The organism is Nocardia sp. NPDC004068, assembly GCF_042874315.1.
Lineage (GTDB): Bacteria > Actinomycetota > Actinomycetes > Mycobacteriales > Mycobacteriaceae > Nocardia.
This window is the reverse complement of record NZ_JBIAMW010000012.1, coordinates 160,692-177,912: the sequence shown is the minus strand read 5'-3', so window position 1 is coordinate 177,912 and position 17,221 is coordinate 160,692. Positions and strand designations below refer to the sequence as shown.

Annotated in this window: 17 protein-coding genes; 13 read left to right on the top strand and 4 right to left on the bottom strand. The window is 70.1% G+C overall.

The window, feature by feature from the left end:
• Window positions 1–266 precede the first annotated feature (266 nt).
• The 8 genes from ACFYTQ_RS28160 to ACFYTQ_RS28125 all read left to right on the top strand — a co-directional run bounded on the left by ACFYTQ_RS28160 (window position 267) and on the right by ACFYTQ_RS28125 (window position 6,051).
• The gene (locus ACFYTQ_RS28160; protein ID WP_387367403.1) at window positions 267–1,040 is read left to right on the top strand and encodes an AAA family ATPase; all 774 of its coding nucleotides are present in this window, start codon (window positions 267–269) and stop codon (window positions 1,038–1,040) included.
• A gap of 63 nt (window positions 1,041–1,103) precedes the next feature.
• Window positions 1,104–2,807: a VWA domain-containing protein gene (locus tag ACFYTQ_RS28155; protein WP_387367400.1), complete on the top strand. Its 1,704-nt coding sequence runs from the start codon at window positions 1,104–1,106 to the stop codon at window positions 2,805–2,807.
• A 72-nt stretch (window positions 2,808–2,879) separates the two neighbouring features.
• On the top strand, window positions 2,880–3,110 hold the full coding sequence (locus tag ACFYTQ_RS28150) for a hypothetical protein (RefSeq protein WP_387367397.1): 231 nt from the start codon (window positions 2,880–2,882) through the stop codon (window positions 3,108–3,110).
• Window positions 3,111–3,395: 285 nt separating this feature from the next.
• Window positions 3,396–3,914, top strand: a complete 519-nt coding sequence (locus ACFYTQ_RS28145) for a hypothetical protein (protein ID WP_387367394.1) — start codon at window positions 3,396–3,398, stop codon at window positions 3,912–3,914.
• 484 nt (window positions 3,915–4,398) lie between these two features.
• Window positions 4,399–4,593 (top strand): hypothetical protein, encoded by a 195-nt coding sequence (locus ACFYTQ_RS28140; protein ID WP_387367391.1) that lies wholly within the window; start codon window positions 4,399–4,401, stop codon window positions 4,591–4,593.
• Between the two features lie 157 nt (window positions 4,594–4,750).
• Complete coding sequence (locus ACFYTQ_RS28135; protein ID WP_387367388.1) at window positions 4,751–4,996, top strand: hypothetical protein; 246 nt, start codon at window positions 4,751–4,753, stop codon at window positions 4,994–4,996.
• On the top strand, window positions 4,993–5,595 hold the full coding sequence (locus ACFYTQ_RS28130) for a hypothetical protein (protein WP_387367385.1): 603 nt from the start codon (window positions 4,993–4,995) through the stop codon (window positions 5,593–5,595). Before ACFYTQ_RS28135 ends, ACFYTQ_RS28130 begins: the two co-directional genes overlap by 4 nt.
• A gap of 90 nt (window positions 5,596–5,685) precedes the next feature.
• A complete protein-coding gene (locus ACFYTQ_RS28125) occupies window positions 5,686–6,051 on the top strand; it encodes a hypothetical protein (RefSeq protein WP_387367383.1) in 366 nt (121 codons plus the stop codon).
• A 45-nt stretch (window positions 6,052–6,096) separates the two neighbouring features.
• Here ACFYTQ_RS28125 and ACFYTQ_RS28120 read toward each other — a convergent pair whose 3' ends face one another.
• The gene (locus ACFYTQ_RS28120) at window positions 6,097–8,256 is read right to left on the bottom strand and encodes a P-loop NTPase fold protein (protein ID WP_387367380.1); all 2,160 of its coding nucleotides are present in this window, start codon (window positions 8,254–8,256) and stop codon (window positions 6,097–6,099) included.
• A 583-nt stretch (window positions 8,257–8,839) separates the two neighbouring features.
• The gene (locus tag ACFYTQ_RS28115; RefSeq protein WP_387367377.1) at window positions 8,840–8,995 is read right to left on the bottom strand and encodes a hypothetical protein; all 156 of its coding nucleotides are present in this window, start codon (window positions 8,993–8,995) and stop codon (window positions 8,840–8,842) included.
• 818 nt (window positions 8,996–9,813) lie between these two features.
• On the opposite strand from ACFYTQ_RS28115, the gene ACFYTQ_RS28110 reads away from it, so the two are divergent.
• From ACFYTQ_RS28110 to ACFYTQ_RS28090, 5 genes are all read left to right on the top strand, one after another.
• Window positions 9,814–10,767 carry a hypothetical protein gene (locus tag ACFYTQ_RS28110; protein WP_387367374.1) on the top strand — a complete coding sequence of 318 codons (954 nt, stop codon included), beginning with the start codon at window positions 9,814–9,816 and terminating at the stop codon, window positions 10,765–10,767.
• A gap of 168 nt (window positions 10,768–10,935) precedes the next feature.
• Window positions 10,936–11,703: a hypothetical protein gene (locus tag ACFYTQ_RS28105; RefSeq protein WP_387367371.1), complete on the top strand. Its 768-nt coding sequence runs from the start codon at window positions 10,936–10,938 to the stop codon at window positions 11,701–11,703.
• Window positions 11,704–11,739: 36 nt separating this feature from the next.
• The gene (locus ACFYTQ_RS28100) at window positions 11,740–12,138 is read left to right on the top strand and encodes a hypothetical protein (protein ID WP_387367368.1); all 399 of its coding nucleotides are present in this window, start codon (window positions 11,740–11,742) and stop codon (window positions 12,136–12,138) included.
• 125 nt (window positions 12,139–12,263) lie between these two features.
• A complete protein-coding gene (locus tag ACFYTQ_RS28095) occupies window positions 12,264–12,689 on the top strand; it encodes a hypothetical protein (protein ID WP_387367365.1) in 426 nt (141 codons plus the stop codon).
• 362 nt (window positions 12,690–13,051) lie between these two features.
• Window positions 13,052–13,588 (top strand): hypothetical protein, encoded by a 537-nt coding sequence (locus ACFYTQ_RS28090; RefSeq protein ID WP_387367363.1) that lies wholly within the window; start codon window positions 13,052–13,054, stop codon window positions 13,586–13,588.
• A 1,008-nt stretch (window positions 13,589–14,596) separates the two neighbouring features.
• Here the strand turns inward: ACFYTQ_RS28090 and ACFYTQ_RS28085 are convergent.
• The gene (locus ACFYTQ_RS28085) at window positions 14,597–16,093 is read right to left on the bottom strand and encodes a cutinase family protein (protein WP_387367360.1); all 1,497 of its coding nucleotides are present in this window, start codon (window positions 16,091–16,093) and stop codon (window positions 14,597–14,599) included.
• A gap of 115 nt (window positions 16,094–16,208) precedes the next feature.
• A complete protein-coding gene (locus tag ACFYTQ_RS28080; RefSeq protein ID WP_387367357.1) occupies window positions 16,209–17,219 on the bottom strand; it encodes an NlpC/P60 family protein in 1,011 nt (336 codons plus the stop codon).
• Window positions 17,220–17,221: the final 2 nt, after the last annotated feature.

Genomic DNA, 17,221 nt, shown 5'->3' with positions numbered 1-17,221 from the left:
CGCCGAAAAATGGCCACCAGCAACAAGGTCCACGCCCCCACCAGCAACAGATTCCGCCCCCCCCCCCCCGGGGCCCCCCCGGCCCCCCCCCCCCCCCCCCCCCCCCCCCCCCCCGGCCCCCCCCCGCGCCGGCGGCCCCGGCCCCCGCCCCCGCCCCCGCCCCGGCCGCCGCCAAACCGGCGGCGGTGGGGCGGAAGTCCCGTAAAACCCGTGCGGCCCCCGCCCCGGCCGTGACCGCGAAACCGGTAGTGCGTCCGAATGGGCAGGTGTACCACCCGCGCGCGCTGGCCGGGTTGCCGGATGTGGACGTGTTGGCGCGCATGCGCGCCAACGGGGTGCCCGTGCTGTTGTACGGGCCGCCCGGTACCGGTAAAACGTCGTTGATCGAAGCGGCGTTCGGGGACCTGTTCACCGTGCAAGGGGACTCCGACACCACGGTCGGCGATCTGGTGGGGGAGTACACCCAAACCCCGGATGGGCGTTTCGAATTCGTGCACGGCCCGTTGGTGCGCGCCATGCGCGCGGGCGCGGTGTTGTTCATCGACGATGCCACGTTGATCCCGCCCAGTGTGCTCGCGGTGGTGTATCCCGCGATGGACGGCCGCCGCGAAGTGATCATCAAAGCCAACGGCGGCGAGGTCGTGAAAGCTGCGCCCGGGTTCTTCGTGGTGGCCGGACACAATCCGGGCGTACATGGGGCGATTTTGAGCGACGCGCTCGCCAGTCGTTTCGCGTTCCAAGTGGAAGTGACCTCGGACTACGACCTCGCCGAGACGCTCGGGGTGGACGCGCGGGCGGTGAGTGCCGCCCGTGTGCTCGCCGAACGGGTCAAACGCTGCGAGGTGGGCTGGGCTCCGCAACTGCGCGAGTTGCTGGCGTTCGCGAAAATCGCTGCCGCCGTGGACATTCCGACCGCTGCCAGCAATCTCGTGGGGGCCGCCCCGGAAGAGGACCGCGACATCGTCGCCGAGGTCGTGCGCGTCGAGTTCGGCGGTGCCGAGTACAAGCCGCTGGCCCTCGGTGCCCGCCTCAACCCCTGACCTGGCCGGTGCCCCGGGGCGCGGCCCCGGGGACACCGGCCCCCACCCCAGAAAGGACTCCCCATGGCTCCGCACATGACTGCCGCCCCGCCCACCGCCACCCCGCCGACACCGTTGCCCGCCCGTTCGGGCTGGAAGACGCTGTCGGAGGCGATGACCGCCGCTACCCCGCCGATCGCCGACCGCAGCGACCTCACCGTGGTCATCGCGCCCGGTGCTGCCGCCGGAGGACTGGCGATGTTCGTTCCGACCCTCGCCACGATCCTGATCGACGGCAAGACCCTCGGTGTCGATCCAGCCACGGCGCGCCCGTGGCGCAACTCCGACCGCAACCGCTACGCCCCCACCTGGGGCGCGCTGGTCCACGAGTGCGCCCACGCCGCGCACTCGCGGTGGGACCGTTCGCGATCCGCGCCCCCGGAGGCGGTGCGCGCGGCCGTGTTGCTCGAGGAGTCGCGGATCGAGGCCGCCCAGCTGCGCCGCCGCCCCGCCGACCGCCACTGGCTGCGCGCCTGCACTCGCGAACTCGTGCTGGCCGACCTCGGCGGCGGGCCCGCTGCTGCCGCTGAACTGGCCCCCACCCGCCACGCCGCCGCGCGGACTGCCGCACTCATGCTGGCCCGGGTCGATGCGGGTGTGCTCTCCGAGGCCGAATGCGCTCCGGCCGCCGCTGTGGTCACCGAGGTCCTCGGCCGCGACCTGTTGCGGCAACTGCGCACGCTGTGGCGGATCGCGCACCGACTCTCCGACACCAACACCCACGGCATGCTCGAACTCGGGCGACGCTGGCACGCCCTGGTCGGCCCCGAACCCCACACCACCCCCCAACCCGGTTCCCCGCTCGGCACCGCCGTCACCGGCACCCTCCGGGACATCGCCGAAAACGTTGCCGCGCACCAGATCCCGCCCGACCCCGCCGACCGCGCCGAACAGGCCGCCCACGCCGAGGCCCGCGACCGCGACCGCGCCGACACCACCGCCACGGAGGTCTTCGACACCGGGCGCGACGACGGCCCCGGCCCCGCCCGCACAACCCGCGCCCCGCACGACCGCGAGCGCGCCGCCGCGCGCGTGCTGGCGCGCGCGTTGGACACCGCCAGCCAACGCGAACGCGCGGCCACCACCATCACCTCGCCGATACCGCCGGGACGGGTACGGATGCGCGGCGCGCTGGCCCGCGAGGCGCAGCGTGCGGCCGGGACGATACCGACCGCGCATCCGTTCACCCGGCGCGTCACCCGCCCCGTCCCGGTGCCGCCGCTGCGCGTCGGTATCGCCTGCGACGACTCGGGGTCGATGAAGGACTATGCCGAGGCCGTGGCCTCGGCGGCGTGGATCATCGCCACCGCCGCCGACCAGGCGAGGATGCCCGCCCGCACCGCCACCGTCACCTTCGGGCGCGACGTGCGCCCGGTCACCTACCCCGGGACCGCGCCGAAACAGGTGACCGAGTTCGCCACCCCGTCCACCTGGGAAGCCATCGAGGTCGCGATCGATGCCCTCGACGGCGCGCTCGGGCTGTCCCGCCCCGAGAACACGAGGCTGCTGGTGATCATCTCCGACGGCCGATTCCGCGCCCAACCCCGCGCCGACGGTCAACAACGACTGGACCGGTTGCGCGCCAGCGGATGCGCCGTGCTGTGGCTGGCCCCCGACCACCCCCTGGTCACCCCCCTCACCGGCGCGACCGTGCACACCCTCACCGACCCCACCACCACCGCCGCCACCATCGCCCGCGCCCTCCTCACCGCCGTCCGCACCGCCTGACCCACCAGGCCCGGCGCGCGCAACCGGCCGCGCCGGGCCCGGGAAACCGATCGCATCCCCAAGGAGTTCCGAATGCCCGAGAAGAAGACCATCGTCCTGCGATGGACCGAAACCATCGAACACTCTGCCGTGGTGAACGTTCCGGCCGATTTCGAACCCGGCGAGGCGGACGAGCTGAGCGACACCGTCGCCGAGCTGGCCGCCGACACGTTCTACGCAGTGGCCGACCGGGACGGATTCTGGATCGAAAAGGTGCTGCCCTCGTTCGACCCGGACGCCGAAGACCTCCCCTTGGGCGAGTAGACGCCGGGTGAATGTGCAGGGCGCGCGTGGTGGCTGGGGCTGGCCCTCGACCAACACCCGGGGGGCACACGGCCACCACCGCCGCCCCGACCGCGCACACCATGACCTGGGGCCACGCCCGCGCGGCTCCCGCGCACCCGCGCCACCGTCCGCACCGCCTGACCCCCCACCCCCGCGCCCGGCGCGCGACCACCGCGCCGGGCCCGGGAAACCCACTACCGGAACGGATTTCGACGGCCCGACCGTGAAGCCCGACCGGTGCGAATCCCAACGAAAGGACAACCGATGCCACTCGTACGCGAAGACGACGACGGCCTGTACGTGATCGTCGGCGGATGGATCGCCCGCCCCCTCACCGAAGAAACGACCCATCCCCGCGCTCTCGGACTCCACCGCCCGGGGACCCGATTCACCGTAGGTGACAGGCCGAACGCCAGCCACAGCGGCGGCCCGATCGCCCGGGTCGGAGGCGAACCCTGGTTCATCGACCGCGCGGCGGGGACCCCGCCCCCGGTCATCCGCCCGCAGGATCGCCCGCGACGCCGCACCACCCGGGCGGTCGCCCCCCACGCCGAACAGCAGAGGATAACGGTCATTCTGCGGTGGACCGAAACCCACGAACACCGCGCCATGGTCAACGTGCCGCCGGGTTTCGAACCCGGGAACGAGCACCGGCTGAGCGACGCCGTCGCCGAGCTGACGATCGACACCCACTACGCAGGTCCCGACCGGGACGGGTTCCGGATCGAAAAGGTGCTGCCCTCGGTCAACCCGCACGCCAAAGACCTCCGCCTGGACGAGTAGACGCCGGGTGAATGCGCGGGGCGCGTGGTGGCTGGGACCGGCCCTCGACCAACCCCCGAGGCCCGCACAGCCACCACCGCCCTCGCCCTGATCGCGCCCCGGCCGAGAACGGCCGAAACATCCTCGACCGCAACCCCCCGCGAGAGACGAAAACCCCACTACCCCACCATGATCGGAGAAACCGGCATGACCAACCACCCCCGCACCGACCGGCGCGACCACGACCCGGACCCCGTCCACCCGGACGACACCACCACCGCCTCGGGCGCAGACCCGACCGGCGCGAGCACCGCGGGCGAGGTCGGCCCGGGGCCCCGCCTGACCATCGCCGATATCAAGGGCGGCCACGGCCAACGCAACGACGTGGTCGTTCTCGCCGAACGCCACGGCGTCCCGCTGCGCTACACCCTGCGCATCGACATGCACCCGTCCCAGTCGCGCTATCTGGTCGAGGCGTTCGACCCGGCCCTGGCGGCAGTGGAACGTGCTCTGGGCGATCCCGCAGGCCACCTACCACATCAACGGCGGCACCCGCTGGCAGGAAACCGACCCGGCCTGGCCGCAGATCGCCGCCCCCCTCGAGCGCGACCCGCTCCACAAGGCGGCCAGCTGGCAGAAGATCATCGACACCCTCACCGACTACGCCGACCGGATCCTGGCCCCCCGCACCCCTGCCTGACCGGGGGGCCACGACCGCGCGGCTCCGGCGCACCCGCACCCTTCCAGCACGGGCAGCGCCACAGCAACCCACGCCACCGTGACGGGTTCCCTGGCGGGCACACCCGGCACGGACGTATCGAAATAGCCTCTCTCGCAACATAATAGGAGTAACTGACATGCCCTCTCGGATGTACCGTGAACCCACGGGCGGCGGCGTGCGCCACATGTTTCCGCGCGATCTGATCGCGGCCCGCGAACGACGCGAACACCGCACCACCCCCGCCGACCGGACCTCCGCCCGCGCCGCCGATGACCCCGCCGAGTCCGGCAACGCCAGCGAGGCCGCCACCACGACGACCGAGACCCCCGCCTCGGACACCGCCACCGATCCCGCCCAGCACGCGCCACACCCCCGCCAGTGACCGCACCCGCCCTCGACATCCCGCGACCCCCGGCGCTGCCCGCGCCCGACCCGAAGGACTCCACCATGACCAGCGACGACGCGACCACCCCGAACACCACCGCACCCACCAGCACGCCCGGTGCCGCGTGCCCGATCCGCGTCGGCGACGAGGTCGTCTTCGCCCGCCGCCGTGACCTGCGCGCCGAGGTGACCGGCGTGTTCTCCGACGACGGCCTGCTCGAATACTCGGTGCGCACCGCCTCGGACGAGCGGGCGTTCGTCCGCCCCTGGGACCTTCTCCCCGCCGATCCCGGTCTCGACACCCCCGAGTGGCGGCAGCGGATGCAGCGGTTCCGCGACAGCCAGCGCGAGGACGTGCGCGCGCGAATCCGGCAGCGGCAGAACGAGATCACCGACCGGCTCACCGCGTTCGCCGAGCGGATCGAGACCATCGCCCACGCGGTGTTCACCGGCGAGATCCCCGACACCACCGCCGTGGACAGCGCCCCGCTGCGGACCGAGTTCACCGCCCGCGACCTCGACGAGGACCTCCGGCGCCTGGCCGAGTTCCGCGAGACCGTCCTCGAGGCCGGGCTGTTCACCCCCGACGAACTGTAATTCCGCCCACCCGGCGCACCCGGCCCTCGGCGAACCCCGAAGGCCGGGTGCCGTTACGCGAAACCCACGTTTGGAAGGAGCGCATTCCCGATGGGTATCGAGCCCGGCACCCAGGTCACCGCTCCCACGATGAGCGGATACGGCGTCGTGGTCGCCGAAGCCAGCGACGGCGACCACTACGTCGTCGTGGCATGGCCGGACGGAACCGTTGCCGCTGCCCCGGCCGCCGACCTCACCCGACGTACCCTGCGAGTTCTGGTCGACCCCGGCGAGTACTACCCGCCCGGCTCGGACACACCTGTCACGATCGAGCCCATCGTGGGAGACCTCGACATAGCGGACGCGGCCTACTGCTCGCACGTGTCCACCATCTGCCCGGACTGCCGCCACCTCTGGGCCGCCGACGAGACCTACCAGATCCTCGACCCCTGGCCCCAGGACTGGCCCGCCGCGTAGTCAGCGGGGTGCGGCCCAGGTATGGCCCAAAGCCATTCCTCGAACCTATCGCGCGTTACCGTGACGCACCCGGTAGGGCGGCGCTGCCCTGCGTACGTGGTAGGCGGCGAAGAGCGCCCGCCCGCGAAGGGTGAGATCTGTTTGATCGACGGCGGAGGGGTTCTCGAACTGGTCCAGGTCGAACTCGTCGTCGGGGACCACTTTGGTGAACCAGTTGTCGTAGAACTGATCGAGCACCGGTGCGGCCGAGGGGTTCACCTGCGAAGTGCCGACGAAATGAGCAGCGAGGTCTTGCTGCGAGACCCCACTGCCACGCAGGGCGGCGCGGATCTGTGCCCACATCGTGTCGTCGAGGAGTTGCGCGAACGACAGCACTCCCTGCCCGAGCGGCACGTCGGGGGTGCGCAAATCGTGCACGCACGCCTGCACGATCTCGTCGCGAATGTCCCGACAGGCAGCGAAAAACCTGGTTTCCCGTGCCAGGTCGTCGTCGCGGTAGTGCGACGTTGCGCCTGCGGCGTGGTGGAGTCCGAATTCCTCTCGATAGGCGTTAATTATGCGACGCGCGGCCTCGTCGGATTCGGCGGTGTTCACCGCGTGGGCGAGAAGCGCGAAAACAACTGTCCCCCATTCGGTATAGAGATCCCCCGGCCGTGGCCCCAGTCGCCGGGTCAGCGAAGCCGCGGCCGAGGCGCTGGTGGCGGAGGTGGCTCGTTCGACGAGGTCGAGGGTGCGAAGCAGCTTGCTCAACAGCGGGTACCGCGGCGAGCCTTCGGTGAGGTGTTGGGTGATCAGCGAGGTGTCGCCGAGTTCGCCGCGGGCGAGGAGTTCTCCGAATGCATCACGGACCGCCGCGTCGCTGAGATCGCCTTCGGGGAGGGCGAACTGGAAGTAGCGGGAGAAATAGTCGGGATCGCTGATCCGCTGAGCGGCCCACCTGTCCGGCCACACCGCGCCCGATACGTTGGGCAGCCTCGGAAACAGCGCCACCAGCATCCGATAGATCGCCGTGACCGTACCGTCGTTGAAGTTGCTGGTCGGAACAGCCATTACAATGCGGTTCTGCCACTCTCCGCCCTCGACTCGTGAGTGCTCGCTCGACGCGAGCAGGCTGTGTCGCCAGGTCGGGATGCGTTCGTAGAGGTCGGGATACGTCAGGCGGATATAGGTCATGACGGCCGCGTCGAACAGATCGACCTCGCGGGCCCCGACCAGGGAGCACAGCACGTCGGTTTGAAGGCAGAGTTGTTTGATGCTGCGCAGGGTCAACGCGCTGGGGTCGGGCAGAACCTCGAATAGGTTGTCGAGGGCGTAGCGGGTGGCGTGTGCGTCCAGGTCGAGTCCGAGATTGGTTGCGGTGGTACGCAGTTCGCGGCGTAGTTCGTTCTCGAGATGGACTTGCTGGATCGGGGGAAGGACGAAGGGGTACTGGACGATCTTCTCGAGGTATCGGTGGGCGCGGTCGCGGTTGTCGCGCGCGAGATCGGAACCGGTGAGCAGGTCGAGGATGGTGGTTTTGTCGTAGGCGAGTAGATAGTGCACGTTGGGGAAGCGTCCGAGCAGCCGGACCGCTTTCATCACGGCCAGCAGTTCGTCGGTGTGCAGGCGGTCCAGGTCGTCCACCACGACGAGCACCGGGGTCTCCGCGGCCTTGATCGCAACCGAGATCTTGTCGAATCGCACCTGGAAGGGATCCTCCGGTGCCTTGATCGAGCCGAGTCGATCGGCGGCGGCGTCGGAAGCTGCCTGCCATGCCTCATCCACGCCGCCAGGAGCCCATTTCTCGATGACGGCCTTCATCACGCTCTTGGTCACCGCCCCTGTTACCGGTGCTGCCGCCCTGAGCATGTCGCGTGCTGTGGTCGCTTTCGCGGGAAGCGCGGACGCGATCGCGGTGTAGAACTCGGTGAGCAGCGCGTCGACGTCGGAGACGGCCCACGGAGTGAACTGCACCACCGACCAGTGACCGGTCGAGCCCGCGGGTTGAGGTGAATTATCTTGCAGCGCTTCGGTGATCATGTTCAGCACCGAGGTCTTGCCGCTTCCCCAGGGACCGGCGAGCCCGAACACCACGCTCGGTCCGATCCCGGTTCTCGCGATGCGTTGCGCGATGCGGGTGGCGAAGACGCTGCGGGACAGATGATCCTGGGCCGCGCTGGTGATCGGTGCGTCGCTGTCATCGGAACGGATCGGCTCGTCGCTCATCGACCGCCCATCGTATCCGCCGAGAGCGACCCCGGAGGACTCACCGCTGGACTGCCCGACCTCGTGCTCGCCGAACGAGAGCGGTCATCGCCAGACCCACCATCGCCAGGACCTCATTCCCTCGCGAAACCCTCTCCGGGCCAACGTCTGCACCTTCCCGGCAAGCCGCCGTCTCGTGGCCGTATCGACGCTTCGCGCACCGGCCCGGGGTTGTGCGAAGGGGCCGACGCGAGGGGCGTTGTGCCCTCTGGTGGAGTGGGCGTCATCTGTGCAGGACAACCGGAGGCGTGTCACATCGCCTCCGCGGCGAGCAGCCGCAGCGCGGCGTCCAAGTTCGTATGACTGATTCCATCGACCGTGAAGCGCTGCTGAGTGCTGGCCTCGACCCTGACGATCCACAGGAATGGGCGGTTCAGCGGGCGGTGCAGCAGGTACTGGCCTGGCGTGGCGCGCAGACCCGATCGCGCGAGGTCTTTGTGGGCCTCGGGCAGGTGCTGCCGGTCTCACACCCTCGCAGAGCCATGCGAGACCGGACCGCGAATGGAGCTGCCCGCGGCCCGACCTCGACAGTCAGCGTTGTCGGCTACTCGTCATCGTCGCAGCCTTCGTTGCGTTCGGCCGCGTCGGCGGCGCGGTCGTCGAACCCGCTCGTGGCCGTCGGTGAGTCCGGATCTCGATCCGCCGCCGCGCCGATCCGGTCGGCCGCTTCCCAATCCATCGGGGTTCCGCCTTTGCCCATGGTGCTCTCCTTCTGGTGTGGACGCGCACTGCGCGGGCTCGGAGGGTGCCGCGAGCGCACGTCGGGATGGGGGTGAGGAAATGACTGAAGACGGGGACCGGCTCAGCCGGTCACCCGGTACCCCGACGTCGGCCATGCCTGACATCGGTTCACATACACATTCGGCCGCAATGCAGGTACCGGGACCGACGCGGCAAAGCCAGCGTGACCACGATCCCGGCTGCTGGTCATTCTCGCGTAGAGCGCGCGCGAATCAGCCGAACTCCGGTCCGGCCCGCGTTTCGGGAAATCATCTCCTCGCTCCGTGCGGTCGCGCACGTGTCGGCAATCCGACTCACCCGCGATTCCCGCGGCGAGCCCCCGGCCGGCCGAGTTCATTCTCCCACCCTGCCCGGGGTTGTCTTCGCGCCTTTTCAAGGCGCGACGCCGGAAAACAATGGCGCTCTCTCGATCACGAGGGCGCGAGAACAGGCAGGCGCGCGGCACCGCGGAGATGGGGGCCCTCCTGACTTTGTCCTCATGACCTCGCCTTGACGCGAGGCCGATTCGCCCATCGCAGGCGAGCACACGTCACCTCAACTAGAGAGGCCGAAGCGCTGAATTTTATCTCGTGAGGTCGTATTCCGGCGACTACGAGTGGAATTGGTGGAAATCGCTTTTGTTCCACATTCCGCTTGACATTGGTACCGGTATCGAGCGTCCATAGATGTGGAAACGACGCCACCCCCGGGGATTCCCCCCGATACGGCGTGGTTTCCGTCCCGGCCGGGACATGACCCATCACCCACCGAAAACCCGAAATACTGGAGGGACCTGTCATGTCCGCACGTAAGAACGCACCCACCCGCAAGAAGAAGACCCGCACCACCACGCCCCCGGCCCGGGGTGCCGCCACCCCCGCCACCGTCCCGGGCGGCGAACCGGCCCCGGGTGGGCCGGTGCTGCGCACCGACGCCGACCGCGCGCTGTGGGCGGCGCTGACCGCCCACCCCGGGTCCCCTGTCGCCGTGCTGGCCCCCGCCGCGCGGATCGCCGAATCCACCGCGCGCCGCATCCTGACCGGGTGGGAAACCGCCGGGGCCGCCCGCTCCGACCGCGACCCCGCCCCCCGCGCCCCCAAGACCTGGACCGCCACCGCCGCGACCACCACCGAGCCCGAGCCCGCCGCCGCGTCCCCGTCCACCGACCCGGGAACCGACGAGGCCGCCGACAGCGAAACCGGCTCCACGCCAGCGCAATACGCCACCGCGACCGCGCCGGAGGGCGACACCGGACCGGCTGATCCCGGGCCGGGAGCGGAGCAGCGCGACCCGGCCCGTGCGCCGGGCGGTGAGCAGGCCACCGTCCCCGCCGCCGCCGATGAGGGGGCGGCGACCGACCCCGAAACCGGCTCGGCCCCCGCCGGATCGGTGCAGACGACCCCGCCCGACAGCGCCCCCGACCAGGATGCGGAGCAGCCCCACTCGACCGCCCCGACCGCCGCCAGGGACGCGAACACCGCCACCCCGGCCCCCGCCGCCCCGGACCCGGGGTCGGACGCCGCAGCGGGGCAGCCCGAGTCGGAGAAACTGCCCCCCGGCGGGTTGCGCGGACTGGTGGAGGACTACCTGCGCGACCACCCCAGCGACGAGTTCACCCCGCATCAGATCGGCACGGCCCTCGACCGGTCCAGCGGCGCGGTGCACAACGCGCTGGTCACGCTGACCCAGAAGGGCACGGCGCGCCAGACCTGCGAGAAGCCGAAGCGGTTCGCCCTCGCCGCCGCCAACTGACTCCCGCTGTGGCTGCCCTGCCCCGAAACGTGCCCTCGCCACCTTCGGGGCGGGAACGCCGCGCCGCGCCGGACGCGCGAGGCGATCACCGGGGCCGGGTGTCCGGCCAGAGGCCCCGGGCTGAGCATCGAAATCCGTTCTGGTACAGAAGAATCGAGGCACTTTGTCATGTCCATGTCAGCTTCGGAGTTGATCGCGTCCTTGCGCGCGGTCCGTGACCGGGCCGCCGACGCCGGGGATTTGGCCCGCGCGCTGGAGGTGGACAACGAGCTGGACGACCTCGGCGAGCTGGGTAATGCGCCGCGTCGCACCTGTCGTCGGTGCGGTAGTTGGGCCGACCACGTCCACGACCCCCGCACCGGGGATCGGATGCGGGTGCACGGCGGCCACCCCGCCGACGACCAGCACACCGCCACCGCTGTCGAGGTGTTCGCGCTCGCCACCACCGCCCTGCCGCACCACTGGCGCGAAACCGGTTCCGCCGCACGGGTTGTGGTCGATCTGGGACCGGATCGGTATGCGGTGACCGTGCACCCCGGCGACAGCATCCGCCCCGGCACCGCCTACATCAGCGGGTGCGAACGCCGCGACAGCGGGCAGCCGCTGCCGTTCCCGGCCATCCACGCCACCGCGACCACGACCGCCGCGATCGTCTCGGCCTACCACCACGCCCGCCACAGCGAAGCGGGCCGCCATCGCGCCGCGTCCGCCGAGGCCCGCGCCGACGATCCCGACGACCTGCTGTCGCGGTTCCGGTTGCGCCAGAACCAGATCGACGCCGAAATCGACGCCCACACCGACAGCGACACCGACGAGCGCCGTGACCGGCTGGCGGCGCTGCACCGCGAGGCGAGCGAACTCGCCGCCGCGCTCGACAACCACCTCAGCCTCGGCGGCCCGTTGCCCCACGCCTGGGCACACTCCGCCCCCGCCTGACGCGCGTGCCCCACGACCACCAGGAGACGAAACCTGATGTACGAGAAAGTTATTGGGCGGCTGGACGAGTCCTACACCGTGCTGTCCACCGGGCAGCGGGTCACCCGGCTCCGTGAACACGAGTTCACCGTGGTGCCGATGCACGAGTGCCCGTACCCCGCTTTCGGCACGATCTGCGCCGAGTGCGCCGCCGAGCGGCAGATCGACTTCGAATTCGACGACCCGTTCCCGTTCGCTCGCGTACCGCGATCGGATCGGTGGACCATTCGCGATCTGATCGACGCAGGCCAGCTCGCGGTCGGCGACGAAACCGTGATCGTCGGCCTCACCGGCCTCGTCGTCGCGCACGTGACCGCCTCCGCCGGGCTCCTGCTGCCCGACGGCCGGGTGTTCGACAACCCCACCGCCGCCACGCTGGCCGTGCGCGGACAGTGACACCCACACCGCCGCGCAGCGGAACCACGGCACGCGCGCCGCCGCGTCCCGCCCAGCCCCGCCGGGCTGGGCGGCACACCGGGGCACCCCCTTTTTTGATCCGATTAGAGAAAGGCTCGACCGGAATGACCGAGACCATCAACGCCAGCACCCGCGCTCGTTTCGCCGCTGTCGCGGTCGCGTTGCACGAGGCATTCGACGCCTCCCCGCACGCCCCCGACAGTGTCGAGGTGTGGCTGGCGATCGCCGAGGAGGCCGCGCGCCGCCTCGCCACCGATACTGTTGCGCCGCAGTGGTTTCCGGTGTTCGCCATCTACCGCAAGGTGCGGACCGAGGCCCGCGTCTACCCCGACACCGGGCAGGTGGAGATCACCAGCGGAGATCTGGAGGGAAATACCTATCCCGATCTCGCGGGCGCGGCCCGCGCGGTGGTCCTGAACTACCACCGTTGGGCCGGGGTCGGTGCGATCGGCGGTCCGCCTGCGTGGCGGCTGGACAGCCTCGGGCACCTGCCGGTTCGGCGGGCTCTCGCGGGCACCCCCGGCCACTGATCTCACCGGGCCACCCGGGCTAACGACGGACAGGGGTCGGGCAGAACCATCTGCCCGGCCCCTGTCCGTCGTGTCGGTCCGGCGGCGACGTGGGTCACCACCGGGGTGCCCTGGCGGGTCAGCGCGGGCGCAATGGGGGGAATCCCGCCGGATGTGGGAATCCTGCCGGTCATAGCCGCGCGTCTTGCCGTGTGTCTGCCCGTCGTGAATAGGGCGGGTTGACATTCCGGGCCTATCGAGCGTCAATGCATTCACGGGAATTGTTCCCGACCCAGATTTTCGGGCTTTGGCCGCACTGCGGGAGTAACCGGCGTTTCTCTCGCGGGCGGTTTTCATTTCATCTTGTGACAGGGAGTGCGGTAATGAATAGTGCGATCGTGGACACGATTGTGTCGCATATGGTGCGCGGTGACGACCTCGGGGTACTGACCGATTTCGCCGCGAGACACGTCACCCACGGGTATGAGACGAGTGGACCGTGGGAGGCGGGGGAGGGGCGGTGGGAGGTGCTTCTGTCGCAATCGCTGGCCTCCGACCTCGGGCGCGAGGAGATCGAGGCCCGCTGTGCGGCAGCGGGTCTGACCTACATGGGCACCGCGACCGAACACCTCATGCACGACACGGCGACACACGACAGCCAGGGTGTGATCAAACTGTCAGCCAAACTCGGCGGGAGCGTCTATGTGTCCGTGTGCGATAAATACGCCAAAACTGTGGGCAGAGTGTGGTTGCGATCCCCTGACACGTGTAACCACGGCGTGACGATATGCCACCAATGCGCCGAGAGCTGGGAAATAGATTACGACGTCCTGTATTCGAAAACCCAAGCCGGGCGGAAATTGTCTCAGCAACGCGCCGACACCCGCCCGACACCTGCCCCTCCGTTCCCCGCTGAATAGGGACGGGATACGATACGGGCACCGGGATGCCGGTTCACACCCATGTGGACGACCCCGGTGCCTGTATCGGTTGTCGCGGGGGTCGGGGCCGCCCCGCCACGCTGACGCCGCGATCGGGCGGGGGAGGAGGGGGACCCGGCACGGCGGGTGTGTCCGGTGACCTACTGCCCGCGCCCCCAACCGCCCGGCGGTCCCGTCCAGCGTCCCTCACTCGCTAGCTGGTGCGCGTCCCCGCAGCCGCGCCCTACCTTCCCCCAATCGCACCGCCGTGGTTCGCGATTCTCTGTAACGTGTCCGGCCGCGCCCCTGATGATTGTGGCATAAACCCATGTCCCTGGTGTTCGTCGCGCTGATGCACCAATATTTGGTCGGTCTCCCACGGCTTTGGCGGGCAGCGTCTTCAGGCGTCACCGCAGAGGATGGGGTTCACTGAGCAAGTCTGCGAGAGGCGAAGCCGGTCGCAGACCGTGCAGTTGAGGTTTAAGTTCGGGACTCCAGGCGTTGCGAGAGCCCCGGTACGCCGGTATGGTCGTTCCCCGTGAAGCGAGCCAACAGGCTTCACGATGAAGTCGGCCCCCCGCACGCGCGGGGGACTGCCAGCGAAGGGGATCCGGCGGGTCGTTGCCTCCTTCGCTTATAGCGACTTTGTGTAGCTTTGCAAGACACGTCAAGATCCCGTTAGCCGGGCAGGACTTGGCTCAACCAGACACGTTCTGGTCGAGCTGAGGCTGCCCCACCCTCACTCGGCCATCGAGGAGGGACGGTAAGTAGTGAACGGGTATCAGCTCGCCGTGCTGGTCGGTGTGAGCGTGACCGGTGTCTCTGCGTCGATAGCTGCCGCCGTGGCAAAGGTTGTCGTCACCAAGAACAAGATCAGGCTCACGCGTGAGGCATTGAAGGGCGTGCGTGGTCCCGATCGGGCTGCTGTGCTCCAAGCCCTCGGGGACGTTCTGTGAGCGCGACCGGCTCATGCGAATGCCGGACCGTGAGGACTAGAGCTGTGCGACGCTATCGGTCGGTGTCGATTCGGTTGTCCAGCCAGGTCACGATCTGCTCGATGTTGGTGGAGTAGCTGCTGGGATGCGCCTGCGAGTTGGTGAGGTGAGCGGCGTCCCCCATTCGGCGGGCCATGTCGGTCAGGGCGGTGCTCGTGGTGGGAGCGGTCGCGGCCGTGAAGCTGTCGGCGAGGGTGGGGAGCCGGGTGCCGGTGAAGGCGGTGGCCGTGGTCGCGGCGAGGTCGGTGGCGATGGGCGCGAGGCGGGAGACCGCGAGCAATGCGGCGAGGGGGTCGCCCGCGGCGAGGGCTTCGAGGGCGGTCCAGGCGGTTTCTTGGGCGTGGCCGAGGTCGGTGGCGATGCGGGTGATGTCGAGGTCGGCGAGAAGGTCGACGATTTGCGCGGCTAATGCCGTCCAGCCGGTGGTGTCCAGTGGTGCGGCGAGCGTCAGCGCTTGTGCGACGAGGTGTAGGTCGATCCCGGCGAGTAGATCCACGAGGGGACGGAACTGGTTGTTGAGGTCTCCGGCGATGCGGTGCAGTCCGGGGATGTCGCCGGTGCTGATGAGGGCGGGTAGTTGGGCGAGATCGGCGGCGATCGTGGGTACGTTCGCTGCGAACCGGGACAGCGCGCCGAGCACGGACACCACCTGGTCGAGGACCTCGGCGGCATCCAGCCCTCCACTCGGCATCGTTGAGCCCGCGCTCGGGTCGGGCACCGGCGCGGGGGTCGAGTCGGGAACCGGGGTCGCGGTGGGTGCCGCACCCGGGGTCGGGAACAGGGCCGGGCCCGGGGCGGGCAGGGGGTCGTCGGAGGCCGGAGTGGCGGTGACGGCGCGGCCGACCGGAGCGAGGGCGGGCGTTGCCTGGGCTGGGGTGGCGCAGGTTAGGTCGTGTTCGTCGCAGAGGGTGCGGACGCGGTCGGTCAGTGCGCCGAAGTCGTGGGAGCGGAGGCCGAGGATGCCCTGGCCGGGCAGCGGGCGGCCGAGTTGTGGGGTGGCGGGGTCACGGCGGGGGTCGGCGACCAGACCGACCGCGACGACCCGGGAGGCGGGGATCGGGCCCTGGTTGTGGCCGATCGCCGCGGCGAGGTCCCCGGCGCCTCGGGCACCGTCGGAGTATCCGGCGAGCACGACCCTCGTGTCCGAACACAGCCCGGCCAGGGCAGCCGAAACCGCTTGTGTCCCTGCTGTTTCGGAGCGGGAGTCGGGGGTGTAGGTCACGGTGCGGACATCGATGTCGCGGCCGTAGCGGGCGCGCAGCGCCTCGGCGACGGGAGCGAGTAGTCCTTCCGGTCGAGCAGGGTCGGGGGCCGAGGTCGTCTCCGACGCGGCGGGCACCAGCAGCGCGGTCCAGCGCGGGCAGGGCGTGGCGGCCGGAGTCGGGTCGGCGGCGGCGATACCGGCCCCGGCGGCGGTCAGAGCGGCGACGGCCGTACACAGCAGCGCGCGGGCGACGCGGCGGTGGGAGCGGTCGGCTCGGGGAGAGCGGTAGTGGTGCCGGGTGGGCATGGTGGTGTGTTCTCCTTTCGGTGGCCTCGGGGCCGAACAGGTGGGGGCCGAGGCGATTTCGGGTGAATCGAGGTAAGAGTCCGGGGAGGCGGGCACGCGGCGCGCCGGGCTGGTGCTAGGCGGAATCGCGTGCGCCTACCTGTGCCGGTACGGCAACGGCGGCGGGGCGGGTCGCGCCGTAATAGTCGTCGCCGGGGTAGCGGTAGTTGCTGATCTGGACGGGTTGTCCGACGTCGGGGGCGTGGATCATGCGGCCTGCTCCCAGGTAGAGGCCGACGTGGTGGATGTTGCCGGGGGTGCCGTAGAAGAGGAGGTCGCCGGGGGCGGGGCCGCCGAGAACAGTTGGGCCTGCGGCGTATTGGGTGTCGGTGGTGCGGGGCAGGGTGATGCCGCTGGCGCGGTAGGCGGCTTGGACGAGGCCGGAGCAGTCCCAGCCGCCGTTGATGTCGGGGCCGTTGCCGCCCCACACGTACGGCACTCCTAGTTGCGCGCACGCGAACGAGATCGCCTGCACCACAGCCGTATTCGCCGCCGAGGACGGTCGGCAGTCCCCGGTGCCGGGGTCGGGGGCGATGCGGTAGCGGGCGGCTTGGTCCAAAACTTGGTCGACGTACCAGTCGGCGTGGTTGTACGCGAAGATCGCCGCGTGGAGGTCGGTGGGTGCGCCGGAGTCGCAGAGGTAGTAGGCGGCGGCGTGGATGGCGTCGGACGGGTTGTAGCGCGAGGGCGGGCTCGCCCCGCCCGGAGGTAGCGGGTGGCGGGCGACGACCGAATCGAAGGTGGGGGCGAGGAACTGCATCGGCCCGGCGGCTCCCGCGGCGTTCTCCCCCGACCGCACTCCAGGCAGGGACGAGCGGCCGTGGTCGGTTTCGATCTTGCCGATCGCGGCGAGCACCGACCAGTCCAGTCCGGGGCAATCGTTCGCGGCTGCCTGGTAGAGCACCAGCAGATCGGGTGGAATGTCTTGGCGCGCTTGCGGACTCGGTTCGCTACCGCCTCCGGCCGTGGGTGGGGTGGGTGTGGGGAGGGGGTGGTCGTAGAGGATGACGGTGGTGACCACGGCGGCGATCACCACGACGCAGAACACGACCGCTGTCCCGCCCGCGGCGAGGGCTTTGACCAGCATCG

Excerpts from the sequence above, each read along its gene's own strand:
- ACFYTQ_RS28155 (WP_387367400.1), top strand. The coding sequence starts at position 1,104 with ATGGCTCCGCACATGACTGCCGCCCCGCCCACCGCCACCCCGCCGACA.
- ACFYTQ_RS28150 (WP_387367397.1), top strand. The coding sequence starts at position 2,880 with ATGCCCGAGAAGAAGACCATCGTCCTGCGATGGACCGAAACCATCGAA.
- ACFYTQ_RS28145 (WP_387367394.1), top strand. The coding sequence starts at position 3,396 with ATGCCACTCGTACGCGAAGACGACGACGGCCTGTACGTGATCGTCGGC.
- ACFYTQ_RS28135 (WP_387367388.1), top strand. The coding sequence starts at position 4,751 with ATGCCCTCTCGGATGTACCGTGAACCCACGGGCGGCGGCGTGCGCCAC.
- ACFYTQ_RS28125 (WP_387367383.1), top strand. The coding sequence starts at position 5,686 with ATGGGTATCGAGCCCGGCACCCAGGTCACCGCTCCCACGATGAGCGGA.
- ACFYTQ_RS28120 (WP_387367380.1), bottom strand. The coding sequence starts at position 8,256 with ATGAGCGACGAGCCGATCCGTTCCGATGACAGCGACGCACCGATCACC.
- ACFYTQ_RS28115 (WP_387367377.1), bottom strand. The coding sequence starts at position 8,995 with ATGGGCAAAGGCGGAACCCCGATGGATTGGGAAGCGGCCGACCGGATC.
- ACFYTQ_RS28110 (WP_387367374.1), top strand. The coding sequence starts at position 9,814 with ATGTCCGCACGTAAGAACGCACCCACCCGCAAGAAGAAGACCCGCACC.
- ACFYTQ_RS28105 (WP_387367371.1), top strand. The coding sequence starts at position 10,936 with ATGTCCATGTCAGCTTCGGAGTTGATCGCGTCCTTGCGCGCGGTCCGT.
- ACFYTQ_RS28100 (WP_387367368.1), top strand. The coding sequence starts at position 11,740 with ATGTACGAGAAAGTTATTGGGCGGCTGGACGAGTCCTACACCGTGCTG.
- ACFYTQ_RS28095 (WP_387367365.1), top strand. The coding sequence starts at position 12,264 with ATGACCGAGACCATCAACGCCAGCACCCGCGCTCGTTTCGCCGCTGTC.
- ACFYTQ_RS28090 (WP_387367363.1), top strand. The coding sequence starts at position 13,052 with ATGAATAGTGCGATCGTGGACACGATTGTGTCGCATATGGTGCGCGGT.
- ACFYTQ_RS28085 (WP_387367360.1), bottom strand. The coding sequence starts at position 16,093 with ATGCCCACCCGGCACCACTACCGCTCTCCCCGAGCCGACCGCTCCCAC.
- ACFYTQ_RS28080 (WP_387367357.1), bottom strand. The coding sequence starts at position 17,219 with ATGCTGGTCAAAGCCCTCGCCGCGGGCGGGACAGCGGTCGTGTTCTGC.